The following is a 25,093-nucleotide window of genomic DNA, read 5'->3' on the forward strand; positions in this document are numbered from 1 at the left end:
ACGTGAACCGCATCGAGCCGACCATGCCGGTCACCGCCTACAAGACGTACCGCATCCTGTCGCCGCTCTCCACGCACTTCCGGCCTGCCACCTGCGCGCAGGCAGAGTGCGATGCCCACCTGAACGGCTGGCGGTCAACAATCGACGAGAGCACCGTACTGGGCCAGCAGCAGGCCCACTACATCCGCAGCCAGTCCGGCCGCCGCTTCGTCGAAGAGCGCTTCGAATCGGGCCTTACCCGCTTCGAGTTCGAGGCCGGCCAGGAGTGCTTCGCCGGCGGGCACCAGGTACGGCTGGACCGGCCGGAGCACTACCTCCTGGCGGACGGGGACTGGCGCGGCAACCCGACCAGGCGGAGCCGGGCTCTGCGCCCACAGGACTGGATCAACGACTTCGGCGAGCACCAGCAGCGTCTCGCCGACCAACTGGAAAGGGGCTGACCATGGCCAAGGCATCCGGCCTCGGATGGACCACCTGCTCGGTCGACGACTCGTCGGGCACCGCCAAGGCGATCAAGAACGACGTCACCGACTTGCAGTTCAGCACCCCCCGGGCAGTGCAGGACATCACCGGCATCGACAAGAGCGCGATGGAACGCCTGCTCCTGCTCGCCGACTTCTCGGTGACGCTCAAGGGCGTCTTCAACGCGGCGACCGGCCAGGCCCACGACGTCTTCAAGACCGTGCCGTCCACCTCGGCACAGCGGACCATCACGCTGGCCGTCAACGGCGTGAGCCTCACCAACGAGGTCCTACTGACGGACTACCAGCTGTCCCGCAACGGCTCCGGCGAGCTGACCTGGTCGGTACCCGGCGTCCTGTCCGACGGCACCGTCCCCACCTGGACCTGACCCCCGACCGCTCTGCAGGAGAGACCCCATGCCCCCGTTCGTTGTGCGGCCCAAGGCCTACCGACTCGTGTTCCAGGATGCCGACCTGGCCGGCCTGGAGGTGACCGCACGCTCGCTGAACACCGGCCAGTTCCTCGAGTTCCAGGCCGCCCGTCTCCGCCAGGCCAGCGGGGGCGCCGCGGCGGAGCCGGCCACGCAGACCATGCTGCAGATGCTTGCGGACGCGATCGTCTCCTGGAACGCGCAGGACGAGGACGGCCGGCCGATCCCGCCCACGATGGACGGCCTGTGCGGGCTGGAGCTGGACTTCAACATGGCCATCATCAGCGCCTGGATGGACGCGATCAACGGAGTGCCCGCCCCTTTGTCGGGGACCTCCGCCGGTGGGCAGCCGTCGGTGGAGGCATCGATTCCGATGGACGTCCCGTCCGCAAGCCCCGTGAGCTGATCCACGCCGAGACGATCATCAACCTGTGCGACCGCTGGCACAAGCTGCCCAGCGAGGTGTTGGCCGAGCCGGCCGAGATGCTTCGCCTGCTGGAGATCGCACACATAGGCCGTCGGGAGGAGGTGCCTGAGTGAACGTGGTCGAGATCCTGGTCACCGCGAAGAACCTCACCGGGCCTGTCTTCGCCGAGGCCAAGGCCGGCGCGTCGGCCATGGAATCGTCCATGGGCAAGTTCAACGCCGTGGCCAACGCGTCGGCTTTGGCCATCGCCGCGGTCGGGTTCGAGGCCGTCAAGATGGCCAGCAAGTTCGACGGCGAGATGGCGCTCCTGGTCACGCAGGCCGGTGTGGCCGAGGACCAGCTCGACGGCCTGAAGAAGGGTGTCTTGGGCATTGCGGCGAAGGTCGGCTCCGACCCCGACTCGCTTGCCGAGGCCCTGTTCCACGTCGAGTCGAACTTCGAGTCGATGGGCATCACCAGCCAGCAGGCCCTGAAGCTGACCGAGACCGCAGCGAAGGGTGCCGCGGTGGGCCACGCCGACCTGGTTGACGTCACCAACGCCCTGACCGCCGCCGTTGCGGCCGGCATCCCCGGTGTCGAGGACCTCGACCAGGCGATGGGTGTCCTCAACGCCACCGTCGGCGTTGGCGACATGAAGATGCAGGACCTCGCGTCCGCGTTCTCATCCGGCATGGTGGCGACGGTCAAGGGCTTCGGCCTGACGATCACCGATGTCGGAGCGGCGCTGGCGGTTTTTGGCGACAATAATATTCGCGGCGCCTTGGCAGGCAACCAGCTGCGGATGTCGGTGATGGCGCTCGGCAAGCCGGTCAGCACCAGCGAGGCGGCGCTCAAGACCCTCGGTCTGACCGCCACGACCCTCGCCGAGGACATGCAGCGCGGCGGCCTCAAGCTGGCCCTGGAAGACCTTGTCGGCCGCATGAACGCGGCCGGCATCACCGCCGACAAGCAGGGCCAGATCATCACCGATGCGTTCGGCCGCAAGGCCGGCGCGGGCCTCAACGTCCTTGTGGGGCAGATGGACCGCCTCGAGTCGAAGTACCCGGAGTTGGAGAAGGGGGCTGCGGGTTTCGGGAAGGCTTGGGAGCGGACCCAGCAGACGTTCGCGCAGCAGACGAAGGAGCTGGAGGGTTCCCTACAGGCGCTGATGATCACGCTCGGGGAGAAGCTGATCCCGCCGCTGCAGCGAGCCACCACGTGGATGCTCAACAACCGCGACACCATGCTGGAAATGGCGAAGGGCGTCGGCATCGTCGTTGCCGCGCTCGCCGGGTTCGCTGTTCTCAGCAAGGTGGTCGCCGGTATTCAGACGCTGGCCACGGCGTTCGAGGCGGCCAGCGGGGCGATGTCCGCCTACCGGGTCCGGGTGGTCGAGGCCCAGGTGGCATCTGTGGCTGCAACGGGCAGTGTGAACGGGCTGGGCTCGGCGTTCACGGCCCTGTCGACCAAGGCGAAGATCGCCGTCTCGGCGACCGCGCTCGGCCTGATCGTGGCGGTGGCCTACAAGCTCAGCGAGTCCAGCCAAAAAGCAGCACCGTCCGTCGACCGCATGACGACGTCACTGCTGGCATTGGCCCAGGCCGGCGCCCGGGGCGGCCAGCTCACCGAGACGTTCGGCGCGGATCTCGAGAAGCTTGCCTACGCCGTTGACCGAGTGGGCGGCAAGTCCGCCGGCATGGACAAGGTCAACGACGTCATGAACAAGATCACGACCCTGGGTATGGCGAAGTCGAACTCCCTCAAAGAGGCGACGTCGCAGATCAACTCGATCGACGAGGCCCTCGCCGGCATGGTACAGAGCGGCCACGCCGACCTGGCCGCCGGCGCCCTGAAGAAGCTGCAGGACCTGCTGGCGGCAAAGGGCGGCAACGCATCACAACTCGCAGCAGAGATGCACAAGTACCAGGACTCGCTTGCCGCGGCAGCCCAGACCGAGGAGATCGCTAAGGCCAGCATGGGCGATCTCGGCAAGCAGGCCATGGAGACGAGTAAGGCGCTTGACGAGCAGAGCATGACGGCGAAGGGCCTGAAGCAGGCGATCTCCGACCTCAACGACGTCAACAGGTCAGCGTTGGACAGCATGGCCGGGTTCGAGGCTGCGATCGACGCAGCAGCCAAGGCCGCCACCGAGAACCGGGGCGCGCTGAAGATGCACGGCGGCGAGCTGGACCTGACATCCGAGAAGGCCCGCACCGCCGAGGCGGCACTGACGGACCTGGCGTCGAAGACCGACGCCGCCGCCGTGGCCGCGCTGAACTCCGGCGAGTCCATGGATCGCGTCAACAAGATCTACGACAAGGGCCGCGACAAGCTGATGGCCGTCGCCATGCAGATGGGCCTCACCCGCGACGAAGCCCGGCAGCTGACGGACACCATCCTCTCGACACCGGATAAGACGGCGTACCTGCGGGGCGACGTCGAGGACTTGAAGGCCAAGCTTGCCGACGCCGAGGCGTCGATCCGCGGCACGACCGGCGAGAAGCGGGTACGACTCCAGGCGGAGATCGACGGGCTGAAGCGGGACCTCGCGGCGGCCCAGTCGCAGGTCGACGCCCTACACGGCAAGACGATCTACATCACCGAGTACTTCCAGATGGGCGGCGGGTCGTACTCGGGTTCCTCGGCCGGCCGGTTCGCCCACGGTGGCATCATCGGCGGCGCCGCGACAGGCGGCCCCCGCGGAGGCCTGACGTGGGTTGGCGAGCAAGGTCCGGAGCTGGTTCGACTGCCGGGCGGGTCGACGGTCATCCCGGCCGGCCAGAGCCGGGCCATGGCCGAGGGCGCCGTCGGAGGCGGGGCCGTGACGCTACAGCTCGAGTGGGTCGGCTCCAACGCCGGCGACGAGTTCATGTCCTGGCTGCGGAACAACATTCGGATCCGGGGCGGCGACGTCCAACGAGTCCTAGGGAGGGCATGACAGATGCACCGGTACAAGGTGTGGAACGGGCCGATGCCGACCACGGCCGCACAGGCCTCGGTCTCCACCGGCACATCCATTAAAACGATGCTGCAGCTGGCCACGCCCAGCTCGCGGCAGATCCAGCTGATCGCGTGGGGGTTCTCCCTCGACGACCCGCCGGGCGCCGACGGAGTGGTCGAGCTGCTGCAGACCGACGTTGCCGCGACCGTCACCGCCCACGCCGCGTCCGGTGTTCAGCCTCTCGACCCCAACGCACCGGCATCCCTAATGAGTCTGGGCACCACGGGGACCGGCTACTCGGCGACGGCCGAGGGGAGCATCACCTCGACCCGGGTGTTCGACGCGGTGGCGCTCTCATCAACGACCGGCGAGTCGTCGCTCACCTACGTGTACCAGTGGATGCCGGACGAGCGGCCGATCGTGGCCGTCGGCCGCTTCCTGCGGGTACGGGCCACCACGCCGACCACGGCAGTGGACCTGCGGTGCTGGCTGGTCTGGGACGAGTAGCCGATGCCGTCGATCGCACCACTCATTTCGGCCTGGCAGCGTCGGCTGGGCAGCCAGGCCGGACCGCTCGGCCCGGCGCCGTCGGCCGGGTCGGGTGACACGCCGAACGGGCTGCCTGTCCAGGTCGAGCTGCTTGTCGACGGCACGTGGACGGACATCACCGAGTACGTGATGGTCCGCAATGGGTCGGGGGCGATTCGCATCACGCGCGGCCAGCCGAATGAAGGTGCGCACACGGAACCTGGCATGTGCTCGTTCCAGCTCAACAACCGCGACGGCCGGTTCTCGCCGCGTAATCCGCTCTCGCCCCTGTACGGCAAGATCGGCAGGAACACTCGGCTGCGGGTGTCAGTGCCTCTTGGCGACAGAAAGGTGATTCGCAGCGCCGGTGTTGAGGTCGTGGCGTGGCCTCAGAGCTGGGACAGTACGGGCGCGGACGTGTGGGTCGACATGCAGGCCGCCGGCCCGTTGCGGCGTCTCGGCCAAGGGCAGACGCCGCTCAGATCGGTCCTGTATAGGGCCATGACATCTGCGACTGTGCCGGTTCCGCCGGTCGCCTACTGGCCGTGCGAGGACCAACGCGAGGCGACGACCATTGCGTCGGGTCTCAATGCTGGTATTCCGATGGTTGTAACCGGGCGCCCCAACCTGGCGGCATCCTCGATGTTCGTCGCATCGGACTCGCTGCCCACCATGACCGCTGGCGCCTCGCTCACCGGCGCCATCCCGGCCTACACGGATTCAGGGGCCGCACAGGTACGGTTCCTGCTGGGGGTTCCGTCTGCGGGATTTGCCAGCGGAGCCGTTGTCTGCCGGTTCACCACCACCGGTACGGCAGCGGCATGGGAGCTCTACGCCGATACAACATCCGGCAGTATAGGGCTACGAGCATTTGACTCGCCGGGCAATCTGATCCACGACACCGGGTTGATCATTTTTGCAATTAACAGTGCGCCGTTTCTGTGTTCCATTCAGCTGAGCCAGAACGGCAACAATATTGACACCAGTATCGTACTTTGGAAGCTTGGCGCGCCTGCCGCGGATTTCTGGAATTCCACGCTGGCGTCGCGCACAGTTGGTGTCGTTCAGACCGTCACTATCTCGCCGACGGGTGCTCTTACCGACGGCGCTGTTGGCCACATATCAGTGCAGCCTCAGCTCACGAGCATCTTCGACATGGGTGCCCAGCTGTCAGCGTATGCAGGTGAGAGTGCGGGGGCACGAATTACCCGGCTGGGCGCCGAGGAGGGGATCTTTACCAGCTCGGCTGGTGCTACCCCGGCGATGGGTCCGCAACGTCCAGCCTCATTTTTGGCGCTGATCCAGGAGTGCGTCGATGCGGACATGGGCACGCTGTACGAGACCGGCGGGGGTGTTTCTTACCGGTCAACGTCCTTCAACGGCAACCAGCCGCCGAACGTTGTGCTCTCCTATACGGCGTGCAACCTGTCTGAGGTTCCCAAGCCGGTCGATGACGACACCTACACCCGCAACGACATCACTGTCTCGCGGGTGAACGGGTCATCTGCGCGCGCAACCTTGGACACCGGGGCCTTGTCGACGAAGTCACCGCCTATGGGTGCTGGCCGGTACACGGAATCAGTGCAGGTGAACGTGCAGTCTGACGCCCAGCTGGCCGACCAGGCTGGCTGGCGGCTACACCTCGGCACGGTGGATGAGCCGCGGTACCCGGTGATCGCTGTAAACCTCGCCCACCCGTCGATCACGCCATCGCTGCGGGCGCAGATCCTTGCCCTCGACATCGGCTGGCGCATGACCATGACCGACCTACCACCGTGGCTCCCGCCGGGCGCCGCCTCGCAGATCATCCTGGGCATATCCGAGACGATCACCGGATTTGAGCACCGCATCACGTTCAACTGTGCGCCGGAGTCGCCCTACCAGGTGGCATTGCTGGATGACCCGGTGCGATGCGGCTTGGACACTGGCGGCAGCACGCTGGCAATGGACGTCGGCAACACCGACACCACGTTCCAGGTCGCGACCACCACCGGACCGTTGTGGAGTACGAGCGTCTCCGACGTCCCGTTCGACGCGGACATCGGCGGCGAGGTCGTCACCGTCACCAACATCTCCGGCGCCGTTTCCCCGCAGACCTTCGCCGTCCTGCGCTCCGTCAACGGCATCGTCAAGGGCCAGCCAACTGGCGCGTTGATCCGCATGCACCAGCCCGCCACCATCGCGTTCCTGTAGGAGCTTCCGTGACCGTTCCCATTCCCCCGCTCACAGACCGGCCGGCGGGCACGCGGCTGACCTCCGACATGTACCGGCAGGACGTCACCACCACGGCGACGTTCCTGACGAAGCCGCCGGTGTTCTTGTCGGTGCAGACTGCCGCCCAGTCGATCGGGAACACGACGGTGACGTCGATTGCCATGAACAGTACGGTGGTCGACTCGTACAACGGGCACTCGGATACGGTCAACAACACCCGGTACGCGCCGCCCATAGCTGGCTGGTATCTGTTGATCGGGTCGGTGTCGTTCGCGGTTAACGCAACCGGCAACCGGCTGTGTGAGTTCCGCAAGAACGGGTCCGGCGCGACCCTGGCACTCGGACAGGGGGCGATGCCGACTACGGACATCGGCAACAATCCGACGCCGCGGACTATGACGATTGCCCAGTTCAACGGGACCTCGGACTACGTCGAGCTCGTGGCGTTCCAGTCGTCTGGCGGTGCGCTCAACACGGTGCCGTCACAGTCCGGGTTCGCGGCGATCTGGATGCACGCGTGAGGAGCGACATGAACGGTGTGGAGGCGGTGAACCTGGATGTTGCCAGCGTGGTGGGGGCCCGGTGTTCGGCCCCGGGTTGTGGCCAGGGGGCAGTGGTCCAGTGGCAGCGGCGGCTGACGGCCGAGGAGGTGACCGCGGAGGGCCTGTCTGCAGTGGAGGCTGCTGCTGCGGTTCGGGCGGTGTTGGCGTGCGGTGCACACGCGCTGCGGCTGGATCTGGCGGCGCATGTCCACGAGGCGTCGTGCACGGCGCCGGATCCGGCGGTGCTTCCGAGGTGTGGGTGTGTGCCGGAGCCGTTGCCTGGGCCGCCTCCGGGTGAGGGGCCGACGGTGACGTTGCCGACTGGCTGGACGGTGCCGGCGTCTGGCTGATTCCGGCGGCGGGGTTGGGCAGTTGAGGGTGACTGGTGGGGTGCCGAGTGCCGTCACGGCCCCTGTGTTCACTGTCATCCGTGCCTCCACGTAGCTCTGAGAGGAGACCGGATGCCTGACCTCTGGATGCCTGGCGCCGAGGTCCACGACCTCGGCGACCACGCGCCGACCGATCAGCAGTACCCGCCGAAGGCGATCGCGCACATCACGTGGGACCGCAACGCCACTGCGGCCGCGCCGCAGGACTGGTGCGACTTCGACGACTTGGTGTCCTACTTCACCGGCAGCGGCAGCTCAGCGGCCCCGCACATCATCTGGGATCCGTTCACCGGTCGGATCGCCCAGCTCTTCCCCGCCAACTCCCGTTCCAAGAGCGTGCTGGACGGGCCTGGCGGGACGAGGACCAACCGGGCTGGCCGGGTGGTGATCCAGGTCGAGGCGGTGTTCTTCCCGTACTGCCGCTACCAGGGCCGGGTGTACCCGCGCCTGGTGGACACGCCGTGTGCGGGCTGGGACCGGCTGCACGCCTGGATCAGCAGCTGGGGCGTCCCGGACACATGGCCGATGGGCCGACCGACCGACTTCACCGCCCGCCGGGACGAGCGTACGTGGGAGGCCGCCGGCGGCTGGTATGCGCACGCGCACGTACCGGAGAACGACCACACCGACCCCGGCTCGTGGCCGGCCTTCACCACCACTACCAGCCCGGCGCCGAGCGCCGAGGAGGACGACATGACCCCTGAGCAGATGCTTGCGGCCCGGCTTGGGCCCCAGTACGCCGACGGCGGCTACGACATGAGCGTCGCGGACGCCCTGCACGGTGCCCAGCGGGCCGAGCAGGTGCTCGCTGTGGTGCAGCAGTTCCGCGCCGATCTGCCGGAGATCATCAAGACGGAGCTGAACACGGCGCTGAGCGCGCCAATCGACTGGGCAGCCTTGGCCAACGGGTACAAGCCCAGCCTGCGCGAGATGGCCAACGGTGCCAAGGAGTCGGACGACAAGCTCGACCAGCTCACCACCATGGTGCAGGCGTTGGCCGCCGCCGTCGACCAGCTCAAGTCCCAGTTCACCGCCTCGAAGGAGTCCTGATCATGCGGAAGTTCATCCTCGACCTGGTCGAGCGGACCGTCGCCACGTACGCGGTGGCGTTCCTCGGTCTGCTGCTGGCGGACCAGTTCGACCTGACGTCGATCGGTTCGCTCAAGGCGGCGGCGGTGGCCGCGTTGCCGGCCGCGTTGACCGTGCTGAAGTCGGCGGTCGGCACGCTGGTCGGTGACCCGACGACCGCGGCCCTGCTGCCGCGGAGCCGCCAGTGACCAGCCCCGTACCCGGCGCCGGGGTGTACATCAGTCCGGCCCAGACGCTGGAGGAGGTACGACGGATCGCTGACGGTCAGATCCGGATGGAGGGCAAGATCGACCGGATCATCGACGACCGGGCAGAGGACAGGGCGGCGACTGCCGATCACGAGCAGCGCATCCGCAGTCTGGAAGTTCGGGTATGGATGGCTGTGGGTGCAGCCGTGGTGCTTGGCACCGGCGGCGGCGCCCTGGCCCAAATACTTGCCCGGTAGTCACACACGAAGCCCCCGCTCGGTTCTCCCTCGGGAGGGCCGGGCGGGGGCGTCTTCGCGTCATTCACCTTGCGGTTGGCGCCTCAGGCCGTTTCCCTGCCCGGCCTCAGCTTCCTAAACTGCTGCGCGAATTCGCCGTCGTTTGCAAGGCGGTAATAGACGTTCTCTCGGGTGAGGCCCGCATTGCGAGCTGCCTCGATGATGCTTACCTTGGGGTCCTCAAGAAAGCCCAGAAGACGGTCATACTGGCCGGGGGTGGTCCGGCCGTGTGCTCGCCTTCGGATAGGCATGGCAGGGCGATGAGCGAGCCAGACCTTGAGCGCCTTCTCCGCAGCCTTGAACTGCCCGTTGCGGCGCCAGGCCGTGAGAACGCCTTCCGTCATCCCTGCAGCCTGAAGAGCATCTCTCACAACACCGTTGTGGTCGATCAGCGCCTTGAGGAAGTCGGCTTGACGGGCCTCTTTGGATGCGGGGAGGCCATCGGGGCGTTCCTCATTTCGGGCCATGGCCGCAGCAATTCGAGGGTGATCCTTTGCTAGCGCGAGGGCCGTCTTCGGGTGCATCCCGAGCTCGCGGGCTGCCACCGACGGATCTTCGCCGCGCTCAAGACGCCGCGCATAGGTATCGATGACTTCGGGGCTTGGAGCCTTCTGCGCCCTACGTCGAGCTGCGGTGTCCTCATTGTGGGCGGTGCGACAGTTTCGGCACCGGCCGCCAGCGCGCCAACCCCAGGTACTGCCGCATCCTCGACCTTCGGCCGCACACCGCTCGCTCATTCGTTGTCACCCTTGAGGTCGGGGCGGGTGTTCATGGCAGCGACGACGTCTTCGGCGCGGGAGAGGCACCGGGATCGCCGTTCAGTGATCAGAGCAGCCTTCCGGTTTCTGGGAAGGCCTAGCTTCGCGGCTCGATTCCGAACCTGCGCGTCGCTCAATCCCACGGCGTCTGCAATCTCTTTCGTCGTCATGTAGGCATCCTCGCTGGGCCTGAGCAGCCAAACGTTTTTGAGCCATTGCTCGTTGATCGCTTTCGGTTCATACCCGCCTCGACGCAGCTTCCCTGCAGCTCGCAGGCTTTCGACCAGGTTGGTCAGCTCCCTGTCCGACCTGACGAGGTGCTTGGCTACGCTATTCGTGACGCCGATCTGTTCAGCGGCCTGCCTGATCGATGCGCCTTGCTCGATCGCAAGTCTCAGTAGGGATTGGTGCTGTGTGGTGGTGCTGCGAGGATGTTGGCGTTGCCCGGCTTCGCCGACCGGCCTGAGCGCGTCCAGCTTCTCTCGGAAGGCAGCATCCTGGGTTGCCCGGTACTCAACCTGTTCCCGACTGAGGCCTGCCTCTCTGGCCGCGTTCTCGATGCCTACCCACGGGTCCTGGAGGATCTCAAGGACCAGTTGCAGCTGGAACCTTGACGCTTGTCCGTAGGTCGGGATCACTGGCCTACCGGAGATCCAGGTCCGGAGCGAGGACTCTGCGGCCGAGAAGTCCGGATTGTTCCTCCAATTGTCGAGCGTTGCAGAGTGTAGGTCTACCGCTTCGCAAGCCGCCGACACCATGCCGTCGTAGTCGACCAGCGCCTTTAGGTAGGCGCCTTGCCGGACGGCCCTTGTCGCTGGATCAACACCAACGTGTTCGCAGACTCGGGGGCCAACGCCGGCTAGCGGTGCTGTGCCGACAGGCTCGGCGCTGGCCGCGCTGTGGGCGGATTCGTTGACGACTTCCCTCCCTGGGGCGTCGCAAGCCGTGCGACACCTGGTGCAACGGCCGCCCTGGAGCCATCCGGTTGGGCTCCCGCAGGACTTCTCCGTCGCCTGGCAGTTTCGCGTCATTCGGCATCGTGGAGGTCGGTACGGGCGCCGCGGCCGGGGCGGGTGGCGTGGGCGTACATGACCTCGGCGGTGCTGTAGATGGACTGGCCGGCGCGGCCGGGTGCGCGGCTGGCGGCCTCGACGCCGAGGCGGGACAGCGTCTTGCGGGCGGATCCGGTGCTTCCAGCGCCGATGTGCGTGGTGACCTCGTCGATCGTCCAGGTCTCGTCGGGGTCGGCGCGTTCGACGGTGACGACGTAGCCGGTGTCGACGGCCTCCCAGAATCCGTCGGTGGACCAGCCGGCCTCGGCGAGGAGCTCCTCGGCGCGGTCGATGGCCTCCTCGTCGTCGCCGTCGCTGGCGGTGATGCCGGTGAGCGCGTGGAACAGCGGGTTGCCGGTGGAACTCCAGTCGGGCTTGCCCTTCTTCCAGCCCGCGACCTGGTCGGCGAGGACCGCGATGTCGCAGTCGTCGCCGTCCAGGCAGCTGCGGTCGTTGACGAGCCAGGCGGTGAAGTGCGGGGCGGGAGCGGGGGCGATGCCGTCGGCGGTCTCCTGCAGCTTGGGCAGGTACTCGGTGATGTCGTCGTCGGTCCAGTCGTCGCCGAGCCAGTCCTCGAGGGCGGCGCGGGTGATCACGACGTGGTCGTTGTCGACGTAGGCGCCGGCCCACACGTCCAGCTCGGGTTCCTCGTCGACGTCGAAGTTGACGTACAGGACGGGGTCTTCGGCGCCGCTGTCGAGGAGGTTGCGCAGGTCATTGGGGGTGACGGTGACGGGCATGGTGGTACTCCTGTGGCTGGGGGTGGGTGGGTCAGAGGGTGGCGGCGGCGGTCTTGATGCCAGCGAAGGTGCGGGCGAGGAGGTTGATGGTGTCGCGCACGCCGTCGAGGTAGCGGACCTCCAGAGCATCGGCGTCGTAGTGGCGGGCGTGGAGCTTACTGTCGGCGGTGTCGAACCAGACCTTGTCGATGGCGTTGAGGAGGCGGGCGGCGCGGCTGTTGGCGATGGCTCGTCCGCCGAGGGTGACGCCGCTGACGTTGCCAGTGCCGTAGTAGGCGACGTCGAGGCCGGCGAACTGGGCCCAGTCGTTCAGGTAGATCCGGTCCATGCCGTTCTTCTGCCAGCGGCGGCCGCCGAGCGCGACGATCATCTCGGCGGTGAGCTTGACCGGCTTGGGGGTCTTGCGGAGGAGGGTGGGGAGCTTGACGCGGTAGGCGAGGGAGGCCGCGTCGATGGCCCAGCGGCCGGCCTGCTTGACGGCGGCGACGGCGCCGGTGCGGCACCAGGTGCGGATGGTGTCGACCGTAACTCCGGCCTGGATGGCGGCGTTGGTGGTGGTGACGGTGGTCATGTCGGCCTCCTTGGCTACATCGCAAACAATGCCTCACGGTGAGGCAAAGTTCAAGCGGTTTCACCCAACTGGCCTAAGAGGAAAGCAAAACGCCCCCGCCCTCCCGAAAAGGAGCGGGGGCGATTCGTCGTGTGCGGGCTCAGGCAGCGGCGCTGTCGAGTGCGGCCTTCGCGGCGTCGAAGCTGGCCTGCCAGAAGGCATGGCGGTCCCCGGCGCGACGCCGCTCCTCCCAGAAGGAGTGAGCCTCGAGGGCCGCGGCAGCCGCAAGGTACTCCTCGCGCGCCGCCTCGACGTCGCCGCCGGCCTCCCGCGCCGTCGTCATCGCCCGGTCAGCGCGCACGGCAGCGACGTGGAGGGGCAGCAGGTCAGCAGGGAGTTCAACATCGGCCATGCCGACATCGTACGACCGGCATTGGATGCCGCAGGTCAGGCGGCAGTCAGGGTGCGCGCCCGCTCAGCAAAGTCGGCCACCAACCGGTTCTTCCCGAACGGCTCCATCCGCCGCTGCAGGTCGGCAACTGCTTCGACGGCGCGGGACGACTTGACCTTGCCGGCGAGGGAGAGCGTCCGCAGGCCGGCAGCGTGAGCCTGTTCAAGGTCGCGGCGTTGGAGGTGGGTGGTGGCGAGTGCGGCTTGGGAAAGGGCACCGCGGCGGGCGCGGTTTTGCTGGCGGGCGTGGTCGATGGAGCGCTTGGCGTGCTCGGCCGCTCCGGCGTGGTCGCCAACGTCCCGCAGGGTCATGGCGTGCTCGCCATGCAGGTAGGCCGGGTCGATGAACAGGGCCCACTCGGGCTCGCCATCGTGACGGATGTGCTCGGCGGCGGCCTCGGACTGGGCGACGGCGCGGGTTGCGGCCGTCTTGTCGCCCATGGCGGCAAGTGCGCGGCCTTCGAGGGCCCACAGGTCGGCGAGGGCGGCGGCGGAGGCCCCGCGGAGACCGTGGCGGCCGGACTGGGCGAGTCGCAGCCCCTCGTCGGGGTGCCCGAGGAGGGTGGCCTGGTCGGCCATCCCGGCCAGGACGTGCGCGCCGAGCGCGACGTGCTCAGACTCCTGGGCAAGCCGAAGGGACTGGATGAGGTAGCGCTGGGCGGTGCCGTGCTCGCCGTTGTCGTAGGCCATCCACCCGAGCAGGTAGGTCTGCTCGGCTGCGGCCTCGCACAGGGCCCGCCGGACATCGTCAGCCTGCGGTCGTCGCAGGAGCGGGTAGACGTGGACGTTCATGTACGCCGCCAGGATCAGCCGGCCGCTGCCTCCGCCCTGGAAAATGTCGATCTTCTGGAACTCCGAGAACATGTTCTTGACGGCCGTGACGTCCTCGAGGCGGACGCGCGGGCCGGGTTCGGGCTGCTGGTCGAGGGTGGCGAGGAGCCAGTCTCGGCTCGGTCCGGTGGCGGCGACGGCGGTGAACGGTGCGGCGGCAAGGAATCGGCGACGATCCACGTCTGCTCTCCCCAGGTCAGAGACGGTTTCCACCGTAACCTCGTAGCTGCGGGAGTAAAGGAGCGAGCGGTCCTCGGCGGGGCTTTCTCCGAGCCCGAGTTCATGCGATGTGACCCGGTATCCGAGTGCGTCGGAGATGACGTCCGCAATGATTCCCGGGAGCGGCCGGCGCGGCTGGTTGCCCTCGCGCCAGCGCCGCACGGCAGTTGCGTCAGGCGCGATCTGCTGATGTCCGGCGTGCTGAGCTGCGGATTTGACGCGGCGGGCCAGGTCGGCATTGCTCAGACCCGCACGAGCCTGCCACTCAACCAGCTTGCCGTTCGGCGTCTTTGTCGTCGTCATGTCCTCGTCCTACCCCTAGCTGCCACCCCGTGCAGAAGTGCCACCCTGTGCCACCCCCTCAGCCCTTACGGTCAGGTGATCACGGGTCGACTCTTGGTGGTGATGGTAGTCCCAGCACTTAAGGAGGGGGCCCGTGTTGACGGCCACTGAACGCCCGCCGTTGTCGTTAGCGGCCTGGACGTGGATCGATTCGACGCCCGACGGGCTGGTCAGTTTCATGCTGATCGCCCCGGCGCGTGCCAACGCCCCGGGGCTGCAGCCCATCGCCTCGCGCGCCGGCCTGGCTACGCCGGACCTGCCGCTGCCGTCGCCCGGGATCCGCATCGTCCTCGCCGGCCCGGACGCACTCGTGCTCCTGCCACGGATGGAGGGTGCCCTCCGGGTCGGCGCTGACGAGGGGTGGGCCGACTTCGCCCGCCGCGGCGGAACCATCGTCCTCCTCATGGGACAGCGCTACCTCACCCCTGCCGCCCGCAGGATGGACGTTGAGGAGTACCTGAAGGACTCGACGTTGTCCCGTCAGCTCTGGCTCGGGAAGACCACCCTCGGGGCTGACTACACCGACCAGCAGCGTCAGGGCGAGGCCTGCGTCGTGTGCAGCCGGAGCGAGCCGCCGCTGAACTTCTCCGGCCACGCGTACACCGCGACCTCCGGCGCCCCGCTTGGCTGGGCCGTGGTTGCGCACCCCGACTGTATCTCCAAGGAGAGCGCCTGATGGATCCCACCGACGCCGACGCTGGCATTCCGGTCTACGAGACGATTGACCCGCAGCGGTTGGAGGCCATCGAGGCCAGTTTCGCCGAGCTCGGTGCCCACGCCCACGGCCGACCCCTCCAGAAGAGCACCAGGTCGGCAGCGGCGGAGCCGGAGGCGGAGCGGTGAGCGCCGCTCGTCTCGACCCCGTATCCGCCCTGTTCCCTCGGCATGCTCTGCGGACACCTCACGCCGGCTGCCCCGTGTGTGCCGAGTTGGCCGCAAAGCATGCCCGGGCCGAGCGGACGTTCGACCGGTCGGCTGCGGTCGACGTTCGTGTCCGGATGCGCCGGCACCAGGCCGCCGCGCACCGGTGACCGGCAGACGTTGCCCGCCATGCCCAGCCCACGGGCCCGCACGTACAACGGCCGACCAGGCCGGTCGCACCTCAGCGCGGCCGGCCTACCCGTAGAACAGCCTCCACGTCTCGATGCCGAGCACACGGGCCATGGCGACGAGGTCGTCGAGGCCGGGGGGCGTGCGGCCGATCTCGTAGTTGCTGATCGTCTGCCGGTCGCGGCCGATCATCTGGCCGAGGCGCTCTTGGCTGATGCCTTGCTGGCGCCGCAGGAAGCGCACTCGGTCGCCGACCTCGCGACGTTCCCGCAGTTGGCGGGCATCGGGTGAGCGCTGGGACGGGGTCGGCACCCCTTGACGCTCGCCCGACCATGATCAAAAGTCTGCATACCAAAGTCCCCACTTGTTCGATTTTGCGTTCGCCTATGATTGGTGCATGCAACCGGGGGGACCTGAACCGGGAGCACACACTGAGCACCGCCTGCATCCTCACCATCGAGGGGCGCCGCACTGAGCACACCGACCTGCAATCGGCTATCGCCGAGTTGTGCAGGAACCTGTGCGAAATGGCACTCGACCCCGCTCAGCGCGATGCGTACCTCTGGTTTCTGGAGGACACCGCAAGGGTTCAAGACTTCATTCTGGCGGACGGCGAGTACCGGCTGACCGTTGTCGCTGACCGGCGCGAGTGCGTGGCGGTCATCCGCCAGTCGGGGTGATCCCCGCGTAGTGCGCCTCGTGGCGGCCGTACCAGTACGTCAGCTGCGGCAGCGATTCAACCCCCGCCGCCTCGCGGAGGGGGTCGAGGTGCGTCGAGACCGTACGGCGGCTCACCCCGAGGGACCGGCCGATGACTTCCAGGCCATCGCCGCGAACCAGGCCTTCGAGGATGGCCTTCTGCATGGGCGTGATCTCAACGAAGGCACCCCCGCTCCACGGCATCGCGCTGCCCCAGAGCAGATCCATCGTGGTAGCCAGCCACTGCACCACAGCCGCGTCAGTGATGAGGAGCGCGCGTTCGTCCGGCGGCGGCCCCTGTCCTTCCCATGGGGTCAGTACGGCCGTGACCGCCACTCGCCGGTCGATGATCACGGTTCGAGGGAACCGCTGCGTCACGGTTCGTACCTGGGCGCCGTGCAGCGAAACGGTCCCCGCCCAACGCGCCGTTGGCTCGTCGGCTCGCGCCGTGTAGTGGTAGATCGTCCTCATTTTCACGCCCCGGCTCAGCGCGTCTATGTCGCGCTGGTAGCTGAGGGCAAGCTGGGCCGCGGGGCGGGGTCCATTCGGCTGGGCAGTAAACAGCTCCTTCTCGCAGCCAGCCAGAAGAGGGGTAAGTCGGTCCTGGATGACGCCCAGGCCTGCTAGGTACTCAATGGCACCGCCGGTGGCCGGCTGGGCCAGCTGGTAGGCGCCGACTAGATCGTTCATCTCCTCGGTCACGGAGGCGGCCCTGGACAGGAAGCGGTCGGCGAGGTTCTGAAAGTGGGTCTGCCAGTGCAGTGCTGAGCTTGTCGCGTTGAGGGCTATGTAGTGTCCGGGGCGGTGCGGGTCCGGTGCTGCCAGCCGCAGGACGAGGAGTTCGTCGAGTGGGTTGCCCGGCCGCGGGGCGGTTGAGCCACCCAGCAGTTCGCGGTACAGCTCCCTGGCTTCACAACTGAGAAGGTTTTGACCAACCTCGACGTCCGAAGTGTCCACTTTCACCCCAACGTTGGACTTCCACTGTGGGAAGTTTATCTGCCTGGCCGCCGTGGACGCTTGAACTGACAACTACCCCTGGAACACTGGTCGTGCGCGATCGCCGCGCACTTCCCCGAGCACTGAAAGGGGTGTTCCATGCCCTCTAGCCGAATCGCTTGCCGCGCTGCCGCAGCGCTGGCAGGAGCCGCCCTCATCGCTGGCGCAGTCCTGGTTGGTGGCGCCGCATCCGGCGGTACGCGGCCGGCCGTGGCGGACTCCAGCTGGGGCGGCATCATCGCCCCCGACCCGTCGCCCACCCCGACGGTGTCGGCGTCGGCCATGACCGTCAACGACTCCTCGTGGGGCGGCTGAGCATCATCTAGGCCCGGCCGGCGGCTGCTCTCCGACCGGCCGGGCCCCTGAACCCCCACCTCGGAGTGCCCGACGGAAACGGGCGCTACGAGAGGGGAACCGCGAGGTCGGGGAAATCCTACTGACCTCGCTGCTGCCGGGGATCCGCCACATGGCGGGGGCTGGCAGCTGTGTGCCGGGGCAGGACGAACTGACCCCCCTCCTCCCCGGCACGAAAGCGCCCCCAGCCGTCGAGTGCGGCGTGGGGGCGCTTCTTTGCGTATGGCTGTCTGACCTGCTGGTTCCCCATGATCGTTTGGGGGAAATTTAGGAGGACAACCCATGTGCCGAGACTGTAGTGAGACCGTCTGAGACTGTGCCGAGATTGCAGGAATGACCGCGGCCCAGGTCGGGATCACGCTCCCGACCTGGGCCGCAGCCCGCATTCCACCTGTTCAGCGTTGTGCCCCAGGCAGGATTCGAACCTGCGACACCGGCTTTAGGAGAGCCGTGCTCTATCCCCTGAGCTACTGAGGCGCGGCCCGGATGCCACCAGGCCGCTCACAGCGTACCGGATCAGGGGTCGGTCGCGGGTTGACGGAGGGGGTACGGGGGGCCGACGGGGCGTCAGGGCTGGTCCAGTAGCCTGCCCGGCATGGTGGGACGCGCCCGCGCACCACGTTGAAGGAGACGAACGACTCGATGAGACCTGCTGTGCACCCGGTCGGTCGGCTGTTGGGGCAGGTGTGGGTGTGGCCCGCGCTCGTCATGCTGGCGGTGGGCGGGTACCGGCTGGGGACGCCGGACCTGTGGCGGGACGAGATCGCGACCTGGACGGTGGCCACCCGCTCGCCGGGCGACCTGTTCCGGCTGCTGCAGCACATCGACGCCAGCAACGGCGCGTACTACGTGCTGATGCACGGCTGGACGGCGGTGTTCGGCGACTCGACGATCGCGCTGCGAACACCCTCCGTGCTGGCGATGGCCGGGGCGGCGGCCCTGGTGTCGCTCACCGCCCAGCGGCTGTTCGGCAACCGGGTGGCGGCGGTCGGTGCCGGGCTGCTGCTCGCGGTGCCCTCGGAGATCTCCCGGTACGCCCAGGAGGCGCGCTCCTACGCCCTGGTGACCTGCGCGATCGCGGCGGCCTCGCTCTTCCTGCTGCGGGCGCTGGACCGGCCGTCCTGGCGGCGCTGGGCGCCGTACTGCCTGGCCATGGCGCTGGGCGGCGCCGGGCACCTGATCTCCTTCAGCACGGTCGCCGGGCAGGTGGCGCTGGTGGCGCTGCACCTGTGGCGGACCCGTTCGGCGGTGGAGTGGCGGCTGCTGTGGCAGTACCCGCTGGCGGTCGTGGTGGCGGCGCTGCCGGTGCTGCCGGTGGTACTGCTGGGAAGCCGGCAGTCGGACCGGCAGCTGGGCTGGATACCGACCCCCTCCCCGGAGGACCTCACCTACTTCGGCGAGGTGCTGTTCGGCTCGGAGGACGTGTTCCACGCCTTCCTCCCGCTGGCGCTGCTGGCGCTGCTGCTGCCCGGCCGGCGGATCCAGGCCTGGCAGCTGCTGCTGCTCGCGGTGCTGCCGGTGGTGGCCGTCTGGCTGGTGTCCTGGTCCGGCGAGACCTCGTACTTCCTCGGGCGGTACCTGCTGTTCACGGTGCCCGCCTGGGCGGCGCTGGCCGGCGGCGGCGCCGGGGCGGTGTACGGCGCGGTGACGGGCCTGGCCCGCCGGCTCGGCCGGGCGCCCCGGGGGGCCGCCGCGGTGGCCGGGCTGCTGGCCGCCGGGCTGCTCGCGGTGCCGGCCGTGAAGGCCCTGCCGGAGCAGCAGTCGGTGCGGTACGTGGGGTCGCACAACCGCTCGGTGGAGCCGTTCAAGGCGGCGGCCCGGGAGATCACGGCCGGCTACCGCGCCGGGGACGGGATGGCGGCCCCGCTGGGTGTCCAGGCCTGGGCGATGGCCTGGCCGGGCGTCAGCTACTACCTGCCCTCGGACGTGCGCCCCTACCCGGTCTTCGTCGCGCGGAGCGCCGAGGACGCCGAGGACCTCTCGCCGGCGCCCTGCCCGCAGCCGGAGGCCTGCCTGGGTGAGGTGTCCCGGATCTGGCTGATCGTCCTCGGCGACACCGAGGACCCGCTCGGCACGATGCCGCCGGACCAGGCGCAGGTGCTCCGCACCCGGTACGGCGTCCCGGACCGGGTGACCCCGCTCGGCGGGCTCACGCTCGCGCTGCTCGACCGGGACGTCTAGGACACGAAAGGGGAGAAGGGGAGCCGGTGGACCGGCTCCCCTTCTCCCCTTTCCTCGTCTTGCCGCGTTCGACGGCTCGGCGGGCTCAGCGGCTCGCCGGGCTCAGCGCCTCACAGCGCGCGCAGCAGCCGGGACTGGATGGACGGCGGGTTGAGGTCGCTCTGGAGGGCCACCGGGACCTCCGAGCCGTCGTCGCCGGTGCCGACCCGCAGCACGCCGACCTCCTTGCCGGCCGGCTCGCTGTGGCCGATCTTCAGGGTGTCCAGGGTGATCGTGCCGGAGATGCCGGGGAAGCCCGCCACCACCAGGTCCTTGGTCGCGACGACCGCGACCTTGTGGCCGAGCCCGTCCTCCACCGAGCCGACGACGTCGCCCTTCTTCACCACGGTCTGCCCGGTGACGCCGTTCTGGGCGGCCTGGATCTGCTTGCCGCTGACCTTCAGCACGGTCGGCAGGATCCCGCCGTCCGGGCCGGAGGAGGTGGCCTGCTGGCCCAGCGTGACGCCGAGGATCAGCCGCTTCACGCCGCCGATCTCCTTGTAGGCGGCCCACATCAGGCAGCCGCCGGCCGGGGTGCTGGAGCCGGTCTTGACGCCGATGACGCCGGTCTTCGGGTTGATCAGGTTGTTGGTGTTGGGGATCTTCGCGTTGTTGAAGTTGGTCTCCGGGGTGGAGACGATCTGCCGGAAGATCTCGTCCTGCATGACCTGCTCGGCCAGCTTCAGCTGGTCCTTGGCCGTGGACTTGGTGTCCGCGTTGAAGCCCGCCGGGTCGGCGTAGATGGTGTTGGCCATGCCGAACTTGGCCGCGGTGTCGTTCATCAGCTTGACGAACTCGGCCTCGGAGCCGGAGTGGAAGCGGGCGAGCAGCCGGGCCACGTTGTTGGCGGAGGGCAGCATCAGCAGTTCCAGCGCCTGGTACTCGGTGAGCACCTGGCCCTCGGTGAGCGTCACCTTGGACTCGTCGACGTTGCCGGACTCCTGCGCGGCCTGCTTGTCGACGGTGATCTTCGGCCCGCTCTCCCCCTTCTTCAGCGGGAACTTCTGCAGGATCAGGTAGGCGTTCATCACCTTGGTGACGCTGGCGATCGAGGACGGCGTCTCCGGGCCCGAGCTGCCGAGGCTGCCGATGCCGACCACCTCGGCGGCGGACTGACCCTTGGCCGGCCAGGCGAGGTCGAGCGCGTCGCCGGAGAAGCTGTAGCCGCCCGCGGCGGTCATCTTCAGCTTGGGGTCCGGCAGCGGGCGCAGCAGCTGGGCGACCGCGAGCGCGCCGAGCACCACGGCGAGGAAGACCGTCCAGATGGTCACCCGCTTGAGGGCGCGCCGCAGCGGCGAGACCGGGCGGGCGTTGAGGGAGGCCAGGACCTCCATCGCCTCGGCGGTGTTCTCCGGCGACGGCAGCGGCTCCGGTGCGGGCAGCGGCTCGGGCTTGGGCAGCGGCGGGACCGGCGGCACCGGCCGCGGGTCGGGCTGCGGCAGCGGCTTCGGGGCCGGCCCGGGGACGGGCACGGGGGTCGGCTTCGGCAGCGGCGCCGGAGCGGGGGTCGGCTCGGGCTCGGGGGCGGGCCTGGGCTCCGGACGCGGCTCGGGCTTGGGCGCGGGCTCGGGCTTCGGCTCCGGGACGGTGCCGGCCGCGGAGGCGCGCAGCGGCGCGGGCTTCTCCAGCTTCTCGGCCGGACCCGACGGCTGACCAGGCTGCCCGGTCTTGGTCAGCGCGAGGGTCACGTCGCCGTTGGTGGGGGTGTCCTCGGCGTCGGTGTCCTCGGCCTCGCCGGTACCCTCCGGGTCGTCCTCGGTCCCGGCACCGTCGGCCTTCTCCGACTTCTCCGACTTCTCCGTCTCGTCGGCCTTGTCGGCCTTGTCGGACTTGTCGGCCGCTCCGTCAGCGGCCCCATCCGGTACGGCCGTCGGCTCGGCACCGCCCTCGGCGCCGGTCTCGGCACCGGTCTCCCCCGACGACTCGGCCGCCTTCCCCGTGGCCCTCCCCGCCGCCGCGGCACCCGTCCGCATGGTGAGACGCGGGTCGGCGGTGACCGGACGCCCGGCGGGCTCGGCCGCCTCCGCGACCTCCGGCGAGGACTCCCCCTTCTCCCCCTCACCTTCGGAACTCGCCTTGCCGGCGGCCTTCACCAGCTCCTCGGGCAGCCGCAGCGCGGTGGTCTTGTTGTCCACCGGCAGCCGCAGCATCGTCGTCTCGCTGTCCACATCGTGGACGCGGAGCTGTACGGTCGAGCCGCCCTTGGGGGCCGTCGCCGGAGCGTCGGCGGACGCCTTCGGGGCCGTCTCGCCGGAGGTCTCCGCGGGGCCGTCCGAGGAGGTGTCCGAGGAGGCCTCGGCAGAGGTCTCGGCGGTCGCCTCGGCGGCGGCCGTGCCTGACGCACCGTCGGCCGCCGGGCCGGAGCCGCCCGCGGCCGGCTCGGCGCCGCCCGCCGCCGCACCGGCCCGTTCGCGCTCGCGGTCCCGCTGCCGCTCGTCGCCGTCCCTCAGCACCCTGTCGGGGGACTCGCCCACGTATCCCAGCCTCCTCAACGCCCGGCGGGGCACCGGCGAACCCGATTTCGGGAAGCCGACGCCCCGCCCCGTGTACCTGTACAGTCTCCGCCACCGGCGGCCGTTCCGGCCGTGCACACCCCGCCCGACCGGCGCTTATTGTCGTCGCCCGGTCGCGCCACGGCCTGTTCACCGGTCAGACGCCAGGCCCGCCGCCGCCGGTTCCGCGCCTTCACCGCAAGGTCACGATTCGGAGGCGTACTCGACAAGCCCGTGTGAGAGGCGTCACCCTGTCTCTCATCCACGCGGGGAGGCTTGGATGGGCAAGAGCCGCAGAACTGTTCCCGAGGAACTCTTGCTGCTCGCTTTGGACCCGACCACGGGTACCACGGCGCAGCCGCAGACCCTCGACCTCGGACTCGCCGGGGCGCAGCTCGTCGAGCTGTCCCTGGCCGGACGGATCGTACCGGAGGGAGACCGGATCGCCGTCGTGCTCGCACGGCCGACCGGCGACCCGACCCTTGACCACGCACTGGAACTGCTGCGCCGACGCGGCAGTCCGGTCCGCGCGGCGCACTGGATCGGCGGGCCCCGGCTGGGGCTGCGGCAGACCTATCTGGCGCACCTGGAGCGCTGCGGCATGGTCACGGCCGTGCCGGGCCAGGTGTGCGGGGTGCTGCCGACGACCCGGTACCAGGCGTCCGACGACTGCACCAACGCCGCGATCAAGCAGCGGTTGGACACCGCGATCCGCACCGGTGTCCCGCCGGACCCGAGGACGGCCGCGCTGGCCGCGCTGGCCCACTCGGTCGGGCTGGGCAAGCACCTGTACCCGGGCAACGAGGGACGGTCCTCGCGGTCGCGGCTGCGCGACCTGATCCGGTACGACCCGCTGGGCGGGATGGTCGCGCACGCCGTCATGGACGTGCAGAACGGCCTTCCGGCACAGCAGAACCGTTCTTCCCAGGGTTCCGGGGCCGCCGCCGGCCGCCCCGGTGCCCGTGCGGCGGGCCGGGGTTCGGGCGGGCGGGTTCCCGCCTCCCGGGTCGGCGCACGCTGAGCACCACGATCCGCTGAGCACGGCGGTCGACCGAGCACCACGATCCACTGAGCACCACGGTCGATCGAGCAGCACGATCCACTGAGCACGACGGTCCACCGAGCACCACGGTCCGCGCGGCCCGGCGGGCAGCCCTCACGGCGCCCGACACCACCGACCGCGCACCCGGCGGCGCGGGCCGCTCGGCTCGCACCGCCCGAGGGCCCCGAGCGACCCGACGCACGACCGGTGCCACCGGCGCCAGGAGTACGACGAGCGCCGGACGCACCGCACGCACCACCGGCACCACCACCAGCACCGAGGGGCGGTCGCCCCGCGACGCAAGTCGCCCGGCGACCGCCCCTTCGCCGTCCCCGGACGCCCGGCAAGCCGCCCGCCCCGCACGTGCCGTGGGCCGGGGCAGGTGCCGGCCGGTCCGGGGGCGGTCTGCGCAGCATCTGTCCGAGCCACCGAGCCGCACTACCACCTGGGGGCTTTCGCTGTCTCGCGGAAGCGCTTTTCCGATGATCTGTTCTACCGCGCTGCGGTGAATCCCCGGCGCCGACCTGGCCCAAGGTGACATGCTGCTCCGAGTCAGGGGGGTTGGTCCCAATGTCCGAAGTGTTCCGAGGACTGCCGTTCCAACGAGCACCAGAGGTCCGGCCGGAGGTCGAAGTGTCCGCCAACGTCAATCCCACCGTGCGCCGTCGGCGCCTCGGTTCGGAGCTGCGCAAGCTCCGCGAGGGCCTGGGCATGACGGCGGAGGAGGTCGCAGGCCGCCTGATGGTCTCCCAGTCGAAGATCAGCCGACTGGAGAACGGCCGCCGCAGCATCAGCCAGCGCGACGTGCGCGACCTCTGCGACGTCTACAAGGTGCCCGACGACCAGTTGCGCGCCAGCCTGATGGAGATGGCCAAGGAGTCCCGCCAGCGCGGCTGGTGGCACGACTTCAACGACATGCCGACCCCGTACAGCGTCTACATCGGGCTGGAGGCCGAGGCCTCCTCGATCCGCGCGTACGAGTCCTCCTTCGTCCCCGGGCTGCTGCAGACCGAGCACTACGCCCAGGCCGTGGTCGAGGGCACCCAGCCGGACACCGACGCGGTCGCCGTGCAGCGCCGGGTGCAGGTCCGGATGAAGCGCCAGGAGCGCATCCACGGCGAGAACCAGCTGGGCAGCCTGTGGACCGTCATAGACGAGGCGGTGCTGCGCCGCGAGGTCGGCAGCAAGCAGGTGATGGCCCAGCAGCTGCGGCAGATGCTGGAGCTCAGCCAGCGCCCGAACATCACCATCCAGGTGATTCCGTTCTCGCACGGCGCCCATCCCGGCATGACCGGGACATTCTCGCTGCTGGAGTTCCCCGAGTCAGCCGATTCCACGGTTGTCTACTTCGAAGGTGTGACGAGCGATCTCTACCTGGAGAAGGAGGCGGACGTGCGCCGCTATACCGGTCTGTACGACTACCTGAGAGCGGCCGCGCTCGGTGTCGCGGAGAGCCGGTCGCTGATAGCCGACATCGAGAAGGAATTCCACGAATGATCACCCCGTCCGAGTACGGAGCCGGTTGGCGCAAGAGCAGTCACAGCGGAGGCCAGGGCGCCTGCGTGGAGATCGCCGTCCCAGGAGCGGGGGAGGTGGCCGTCCGGGACTCGAAGGACCCCCGGGGCCCCCAGCTGCGCTTCTCGGCCGAGGCCTGGAACGCCTTCGCCTCGGCCGCCGCGGGCGGCCTCTTCGGTGAGCTCCCGGGCTGACCCGCCCACCCGGTTCCGCACTCGGACCAGTTGCCCGTAGCGGTGTCCGTCGCCCCTCGGCGGCGGCGGCGCCACGGGCAACTCCCGTTTCGGGGGCCCGGTTT

At 69.0% G+C, this 25,093-nt stretch carries 26 protein-coding genes and 1 tRNA gene; 17 read left to right on the forward strand and 10 right to left on the reverse strand.

Going from position 1 to position 25,093, the window contains the following annotated elements; translation table 11 throughout:
• Window positions 1-2: 2 nt before the first annotated feature.
• The 10 genes from ACGF0D_RS10765 (at window position 3) to ACGF0D_RS10810 (ending at window position 9,446) form a co-directional block, all read left to right on the forward strand.
• A complete protein-coding gene (locus tag ACGF0D_RS10765) occupies window positions 3-440 on the forward strand; it encodes a hypothetical protein (RefSeq protein WP_392914726.1) in 438 nt (145 codons plus the stop codon).
• Between the two features lie 2 nt (window positions 441-442).
• Window positions 443-850 carry a hypothetical protein gene (locus tag ACGF0D_RS10770; protein WP_392914728.1) on the forward strand — a complete coding sequence of 136 codons (408 nt, stop codon included), beginning with the start codon at window positions 443-445 and terminating at the stop codon, window positions 848-850.
• Between the two features lie 28 nt (window positions 851-878).
• Window positions 879-1,298 (forward strand): hypothetical protein, encoded by a 420-nt coding sequence (locus ACGF0D_RS10775; RefSeq protein ID WP_392914730.1) that lies wholly within the window; start codon window positions 879-881, stop codon window positions 1,296-1,298.
• Window positions 1,299-1,428: 130 nt separating this feature from the next.
• Window positions 1,429-4,236, forward strand: coding sequence for a phage tail tape measure protein (locus ACGF0D_RS10780; RefSeq protein WP_392914732.1), 2,808 nt, complete (start codon window positions 1,429-1,431; stop codon window positions 4,234-4,236).
• A 3-nt stretch (window positions 4,237-4,239) separates the two neighbouring features.
• Complete coding sequence (locus ACGF0D_RS10785; protein WP_392914733.1) at window positions 4,240-4,746, forward strand: hypothetical protein; 507 nt, start codon at window positions 4,240-4,242, stop codon at window positions 4,744-4,746.
• A gap of 3 nt (window positions 4,747-4,749) precedes the next feature.
• Window positions 4,750-6,960: a hypothetical protein gene (locus ACGF0D_RS10790; RefSeq protein WP_392914734.1), complete on the forward strand. Its 2,211-nt coding sequence runs from the start codon at window positions 4,750-4,752 to the stop codon at window positions 6,958-6,960.
• An 8-nt stretch (window positions 6,961-6,968) separates the two neighbouring features.
• On the forward strand, window positions 6,969-7,502 hold the full coding sequence (locus tag ACGF0D_RS10795; protein ID WP_392914735.1) for a hypothetical protein: 534 nt from the start codon (window positions 6,969-6,971) through the stop codon (window positions 7,500-7,502).
• Between the two features lie 482 nt (window positions 7,503-7,984).
• Window positions 7,985-8,962 (forward strand): endolysin, encoded by a 978-nt coding sequence (locus ACGF0D_RS10800; protein WP_392914737.1) that lies wholly within the window; start codon window positions 7,985-7,987, stop codon window positions 8,960-8,962.
• Window positions 8,963-8,964: 2 nt separating this feature from the next.
• Window positions 8,965-9,189, forward strand: coding sequence for a holin (locus ACGF0D_RS10805; protein WP_392914738.1), 225 nt, complete (start codon window positions 8,965-8,967; stop codon window positions 9,187-9,189).
• The gene (locus tag ACGF0D_RS10810) at window positions 9,186-9,446 is read left to right on the forward strand and encodes a hypothetical protein (protein WP_392914740.1); all 261 of its coding nucleotides are present in this window, start codon (window positions 9,186-9,188) and stop codon (window positions 9,444-9,446) included. Before ACGF0D_RS10805 ends, ACGF0D_RS10810 begins: the two co-directional genes overlap by 4 nt.
• 83 nt (window positions 9,447-9,529) lie before the next feature.
• Here ACGF0D_RS10810 and ACGF0D_RS10815 read toward each other — a convergent pair whose 3' ends face one another.
• The 6 genes from ACGF0D_RS10815 to ACGF0D_RS10840 form a co-directional block, all read right to left on the reverse strand.
• Window positions 9,530-10,030: a hypothetical protein gene (locus tag ACGF0D_RS10815; RefSeq protein WP_392914742.1), complete on the reverse strand. Its 501-nt coding sequence runs from the start codon at window positions 10,028-10,030 to the stop codon at window positions 9,530-9,532.
• Window positions 10,031-10,218: 188 nt separating this feature from the next.
• The gene (locus ACGF0D_RS10820) at window positions 10,219-10,881 is read right to left on the reverse strand and encodes a hypothetical protein (RefSeq protein WP_392914744.1); all 663 of its coding nucleotides are present in this window, start codon (window positions 10,879-10,881) and stop codon (window positions 10,219-10,221) included.
• Window positions 10,882-11,270: 389 nt separating this feature from the next.
• Complete coding sequence (locus tag ACGF0D_RS10825; protein ID WP_392914746.1) at window positions 11,271-12,035, reverse strand: hypothetical protein; 765 nt, start codon at window positions 12,033-12,035, stop codon at window positions 11,271-11,273.
• A gap of 31 nt (window positions 12,036-12,066) precedes the next feature.
• On the reverse strand, window positions 12,067-12,606 hold the full coding sequence (locus tag ACGF0D_RS10830) for a hypothetical protein (protein ID WP_392914747.1): 540 nt from the start codon (window positions 12,604-12,606) through the stop codon (window positions 12,067-12,069).
• A gap of 139 nt (window positions 12,607-12,745) precedes the next feature.
• On the reverse strand, window positions 12,746-12,997 hold the full coding sequence (locus ACGF0D_RS10835; protein ID WP_392914749.1) for a hypothetical protein: 252 nt from the start codon (window positions 12,995-12,997) through the stop codon (window positions 12,746-12,748).
• A 35-nt stretch (window positions 12,998-13,032) separates the two neighbouring features.
• Window positions 13,033-14,388 carry a transcriptional regulator gene (locus ACGF0D_RS10840; protein ID WP_392914751.1) on the reverse strand — a complete coding sequence of 452 codons (1,356 nt, stop codon included), beginning with the start codon at window positions 14,386-14,388 and terminating at the stop codon, window positions 13,033-13,035.
• Between the two features lie 133 nt (window positions 14,389-14,521).
• Between ACGF0D_RS10840 and ACGF0D_RS10845 the strand changes: the two genes are divergently transcribed.
• Both ACGF0D_RS10845 and ACGF0D_RS10850 read left to right on the forward strand, forming a co-directional pair.
• Window positions 14,522-15,103 carry a hypothetical protein gene (locus ACGF0D_RS10845; RefSeq protein WP_392914752.1) on the forward strand — a complete coding sequence of 194 codons (582 nt, stop codon included), beginning with the start codon at window positions 14,522-14,524 and terminating at the stop codon, window positions 15,101-15,103.
• On the forward strand, window positions 15,103-15,270 hold the full coding sequence (locus tag ACGF0D_RS10850) for a hypothetical protein (protein ID WP_392914753.1): 168 nt from the start codon (window positions 15,103-15,105) through the stop codon (window positions 15,268-15,270). The genes ACGF0D_RS10845 and ACGF0D_RS10850 overlap by 1 nt, the downstream gene beginning before the upstream one ends.
• Before the next feature lie 273 nt (window positions 15,271-15,543).
• Here the strand turns inward: ACGF0D_RS10850 and ACGF0D_RS10855 are convergent, their stop codons facing one another.
• Window positions 15,544-15,789 carry a helix-turn-helix domain-containing protein gene (locus tag ACGF0D_RS10855; protein ID WP_392914755.1) on the reverse strand — a complete coding sequence of 82 codons (246 nt, stop codon included), beginning with the start codon at window positions 15,787-15,789 and terminating at the stop codon, window positions 15,544-15,546.
• A 20-nt stretch (window positions 15,790-15,809) separates the two neighbouring features.
• Between ACGF0D_RS10855 and ACGF0D_RS10860 the strand changes: the two genes are divergently transcribed.
• Window positions 15,810-16,157, forward strand: coding sequence for a hypothetical protein (locus ACGF0D_RS10860; protein WP_392914757.1), 348 nt, complete (start codon window positions 15,810-15,812; stop codon window positions 16,155-16,157).
• Here the strand turns inward: ACGF0D_RS10860 and ACGF0D_RS10865 are convergent.
• Both ACGF0D_RS10865 and ACGF0D_RS10870 read right to left on the reverse strand, forming a co-directional pair.
• The gene (locus tag ACGF0D_RS10865; protein ID WP_392914758.1) at window positions 16,138-17,133 is read right to left on the reverse strand and encodes a hypothetical protein; all 996 of its coding nucleotides are present in this window, start codon (window positions 17,131-17,133) and stop codon (window positions 16,138-16,140) included. The two genes, ACGF0D_RS10860 and ACGF0D_RS10865, sit on opposite strands and share 20 nt — an antisense overlap.
• Before the next feature lie 797 nt (window positions 17,134-17,930).
• A tRNA-Arg gene (locus tag ACGF0D_RS10870) sits at window positions 17,931-18,003 on the reverse strand.
• 165 nt (window positions 18,004-18,168) lie between these two features.
• Between ACGF0D_RS10870 and ACGF0D_RS10875 the strand changes: the two genes are divergently transcribed.
• On the forward strand, window positions 18,169-19,707 hold the full coding sequence (locus ACGF0D_RS10875) for a glycosyltransferase family 39 protein (protein ID WP_392914760.1): 1,539 nt from the start codon (window positions 18,169-18,171) through the stop codon (window positions 19,705-19,707).
• A gap of 110 nt (window positions 19,708-19,817) precedes the next feature.
• Here the strand turns inward: ACGF0D_RS10875 and ACGF0D_RS10880 are convergent, their stop codons facing one another.
• Window positions 19,818-22,220: a D-alanyl-D-alanine carboxypeptidase gene (locus ACGF0D_RS10880; protein WP_392914761.1), complete on the reverse strand. Its 2,403-nt coding sequence runs from the start codon at window positions 22,218-22,220 to the stop codon at window positions 19,818-19,820.
• 298 nt (window positions 22,221-22,518) lie between these two features.
• Between ACGF0D_RS10880 and ACGF0D_RS10885 the strand changes: the two genes are divergently transcribed.
• The 3 genes from ACGF0D_RS10885 to ACGF0D_RS10895 all read left to right on the forward strand — a co-directional run bounded on the left by ACGF0D_RS10885 (window position 22,519) and on the right by ACGF0D_RS10895 (window position 24,989).
• Window positions 22,519-23,259 carry a GPP34 family phosphoprotein gene (locus ACGF0D_RS10885; protein WP_392914763.1) on the forward strand — a complete coding sequence of 247 codons (741 nt, stop codon included), beginning with the start codon at window positions 22,519-22,521 and terminating at the stop codon, window positions 23,257-23,259.
• Window positions 23,260-23,913: 654 nt separating this feature from the next.
• Entirely contained in the window at window positions 23,914-24,777 is an 864-nt protein-coding gene (locus tag ACGF0D_RS10890) for a helix-turn-helix domain-containing protein (protein WP_392874115.1), read from the forward strand.
• Window positions 24,774-24,989, forward strand: coding sequence for a DUF397 domain-containing protein (locus ACGF0D_RS10895; protein ID WP_392874118.1), 216 nt, complete (start codon window positions 24,774-24,776; stop codon window positions 24,987-24,989). The genes ACGF0D_RS10890 and ACGF0D_RS10895 overlap by 4 nt, the downstream gene beginning before the upstream one ends.
• Window positions 24,990-25,093 lie beyond the last annotated feature (104 nt).

This window comes from Kitasatospora sp. NPDC048298 (assembly GCF_043201465.1).
GTDB lineage: Bacteria > Actinomycetota > Actinomycetes > Streptomycetales > Streptomycetaceae > Kitasatospora.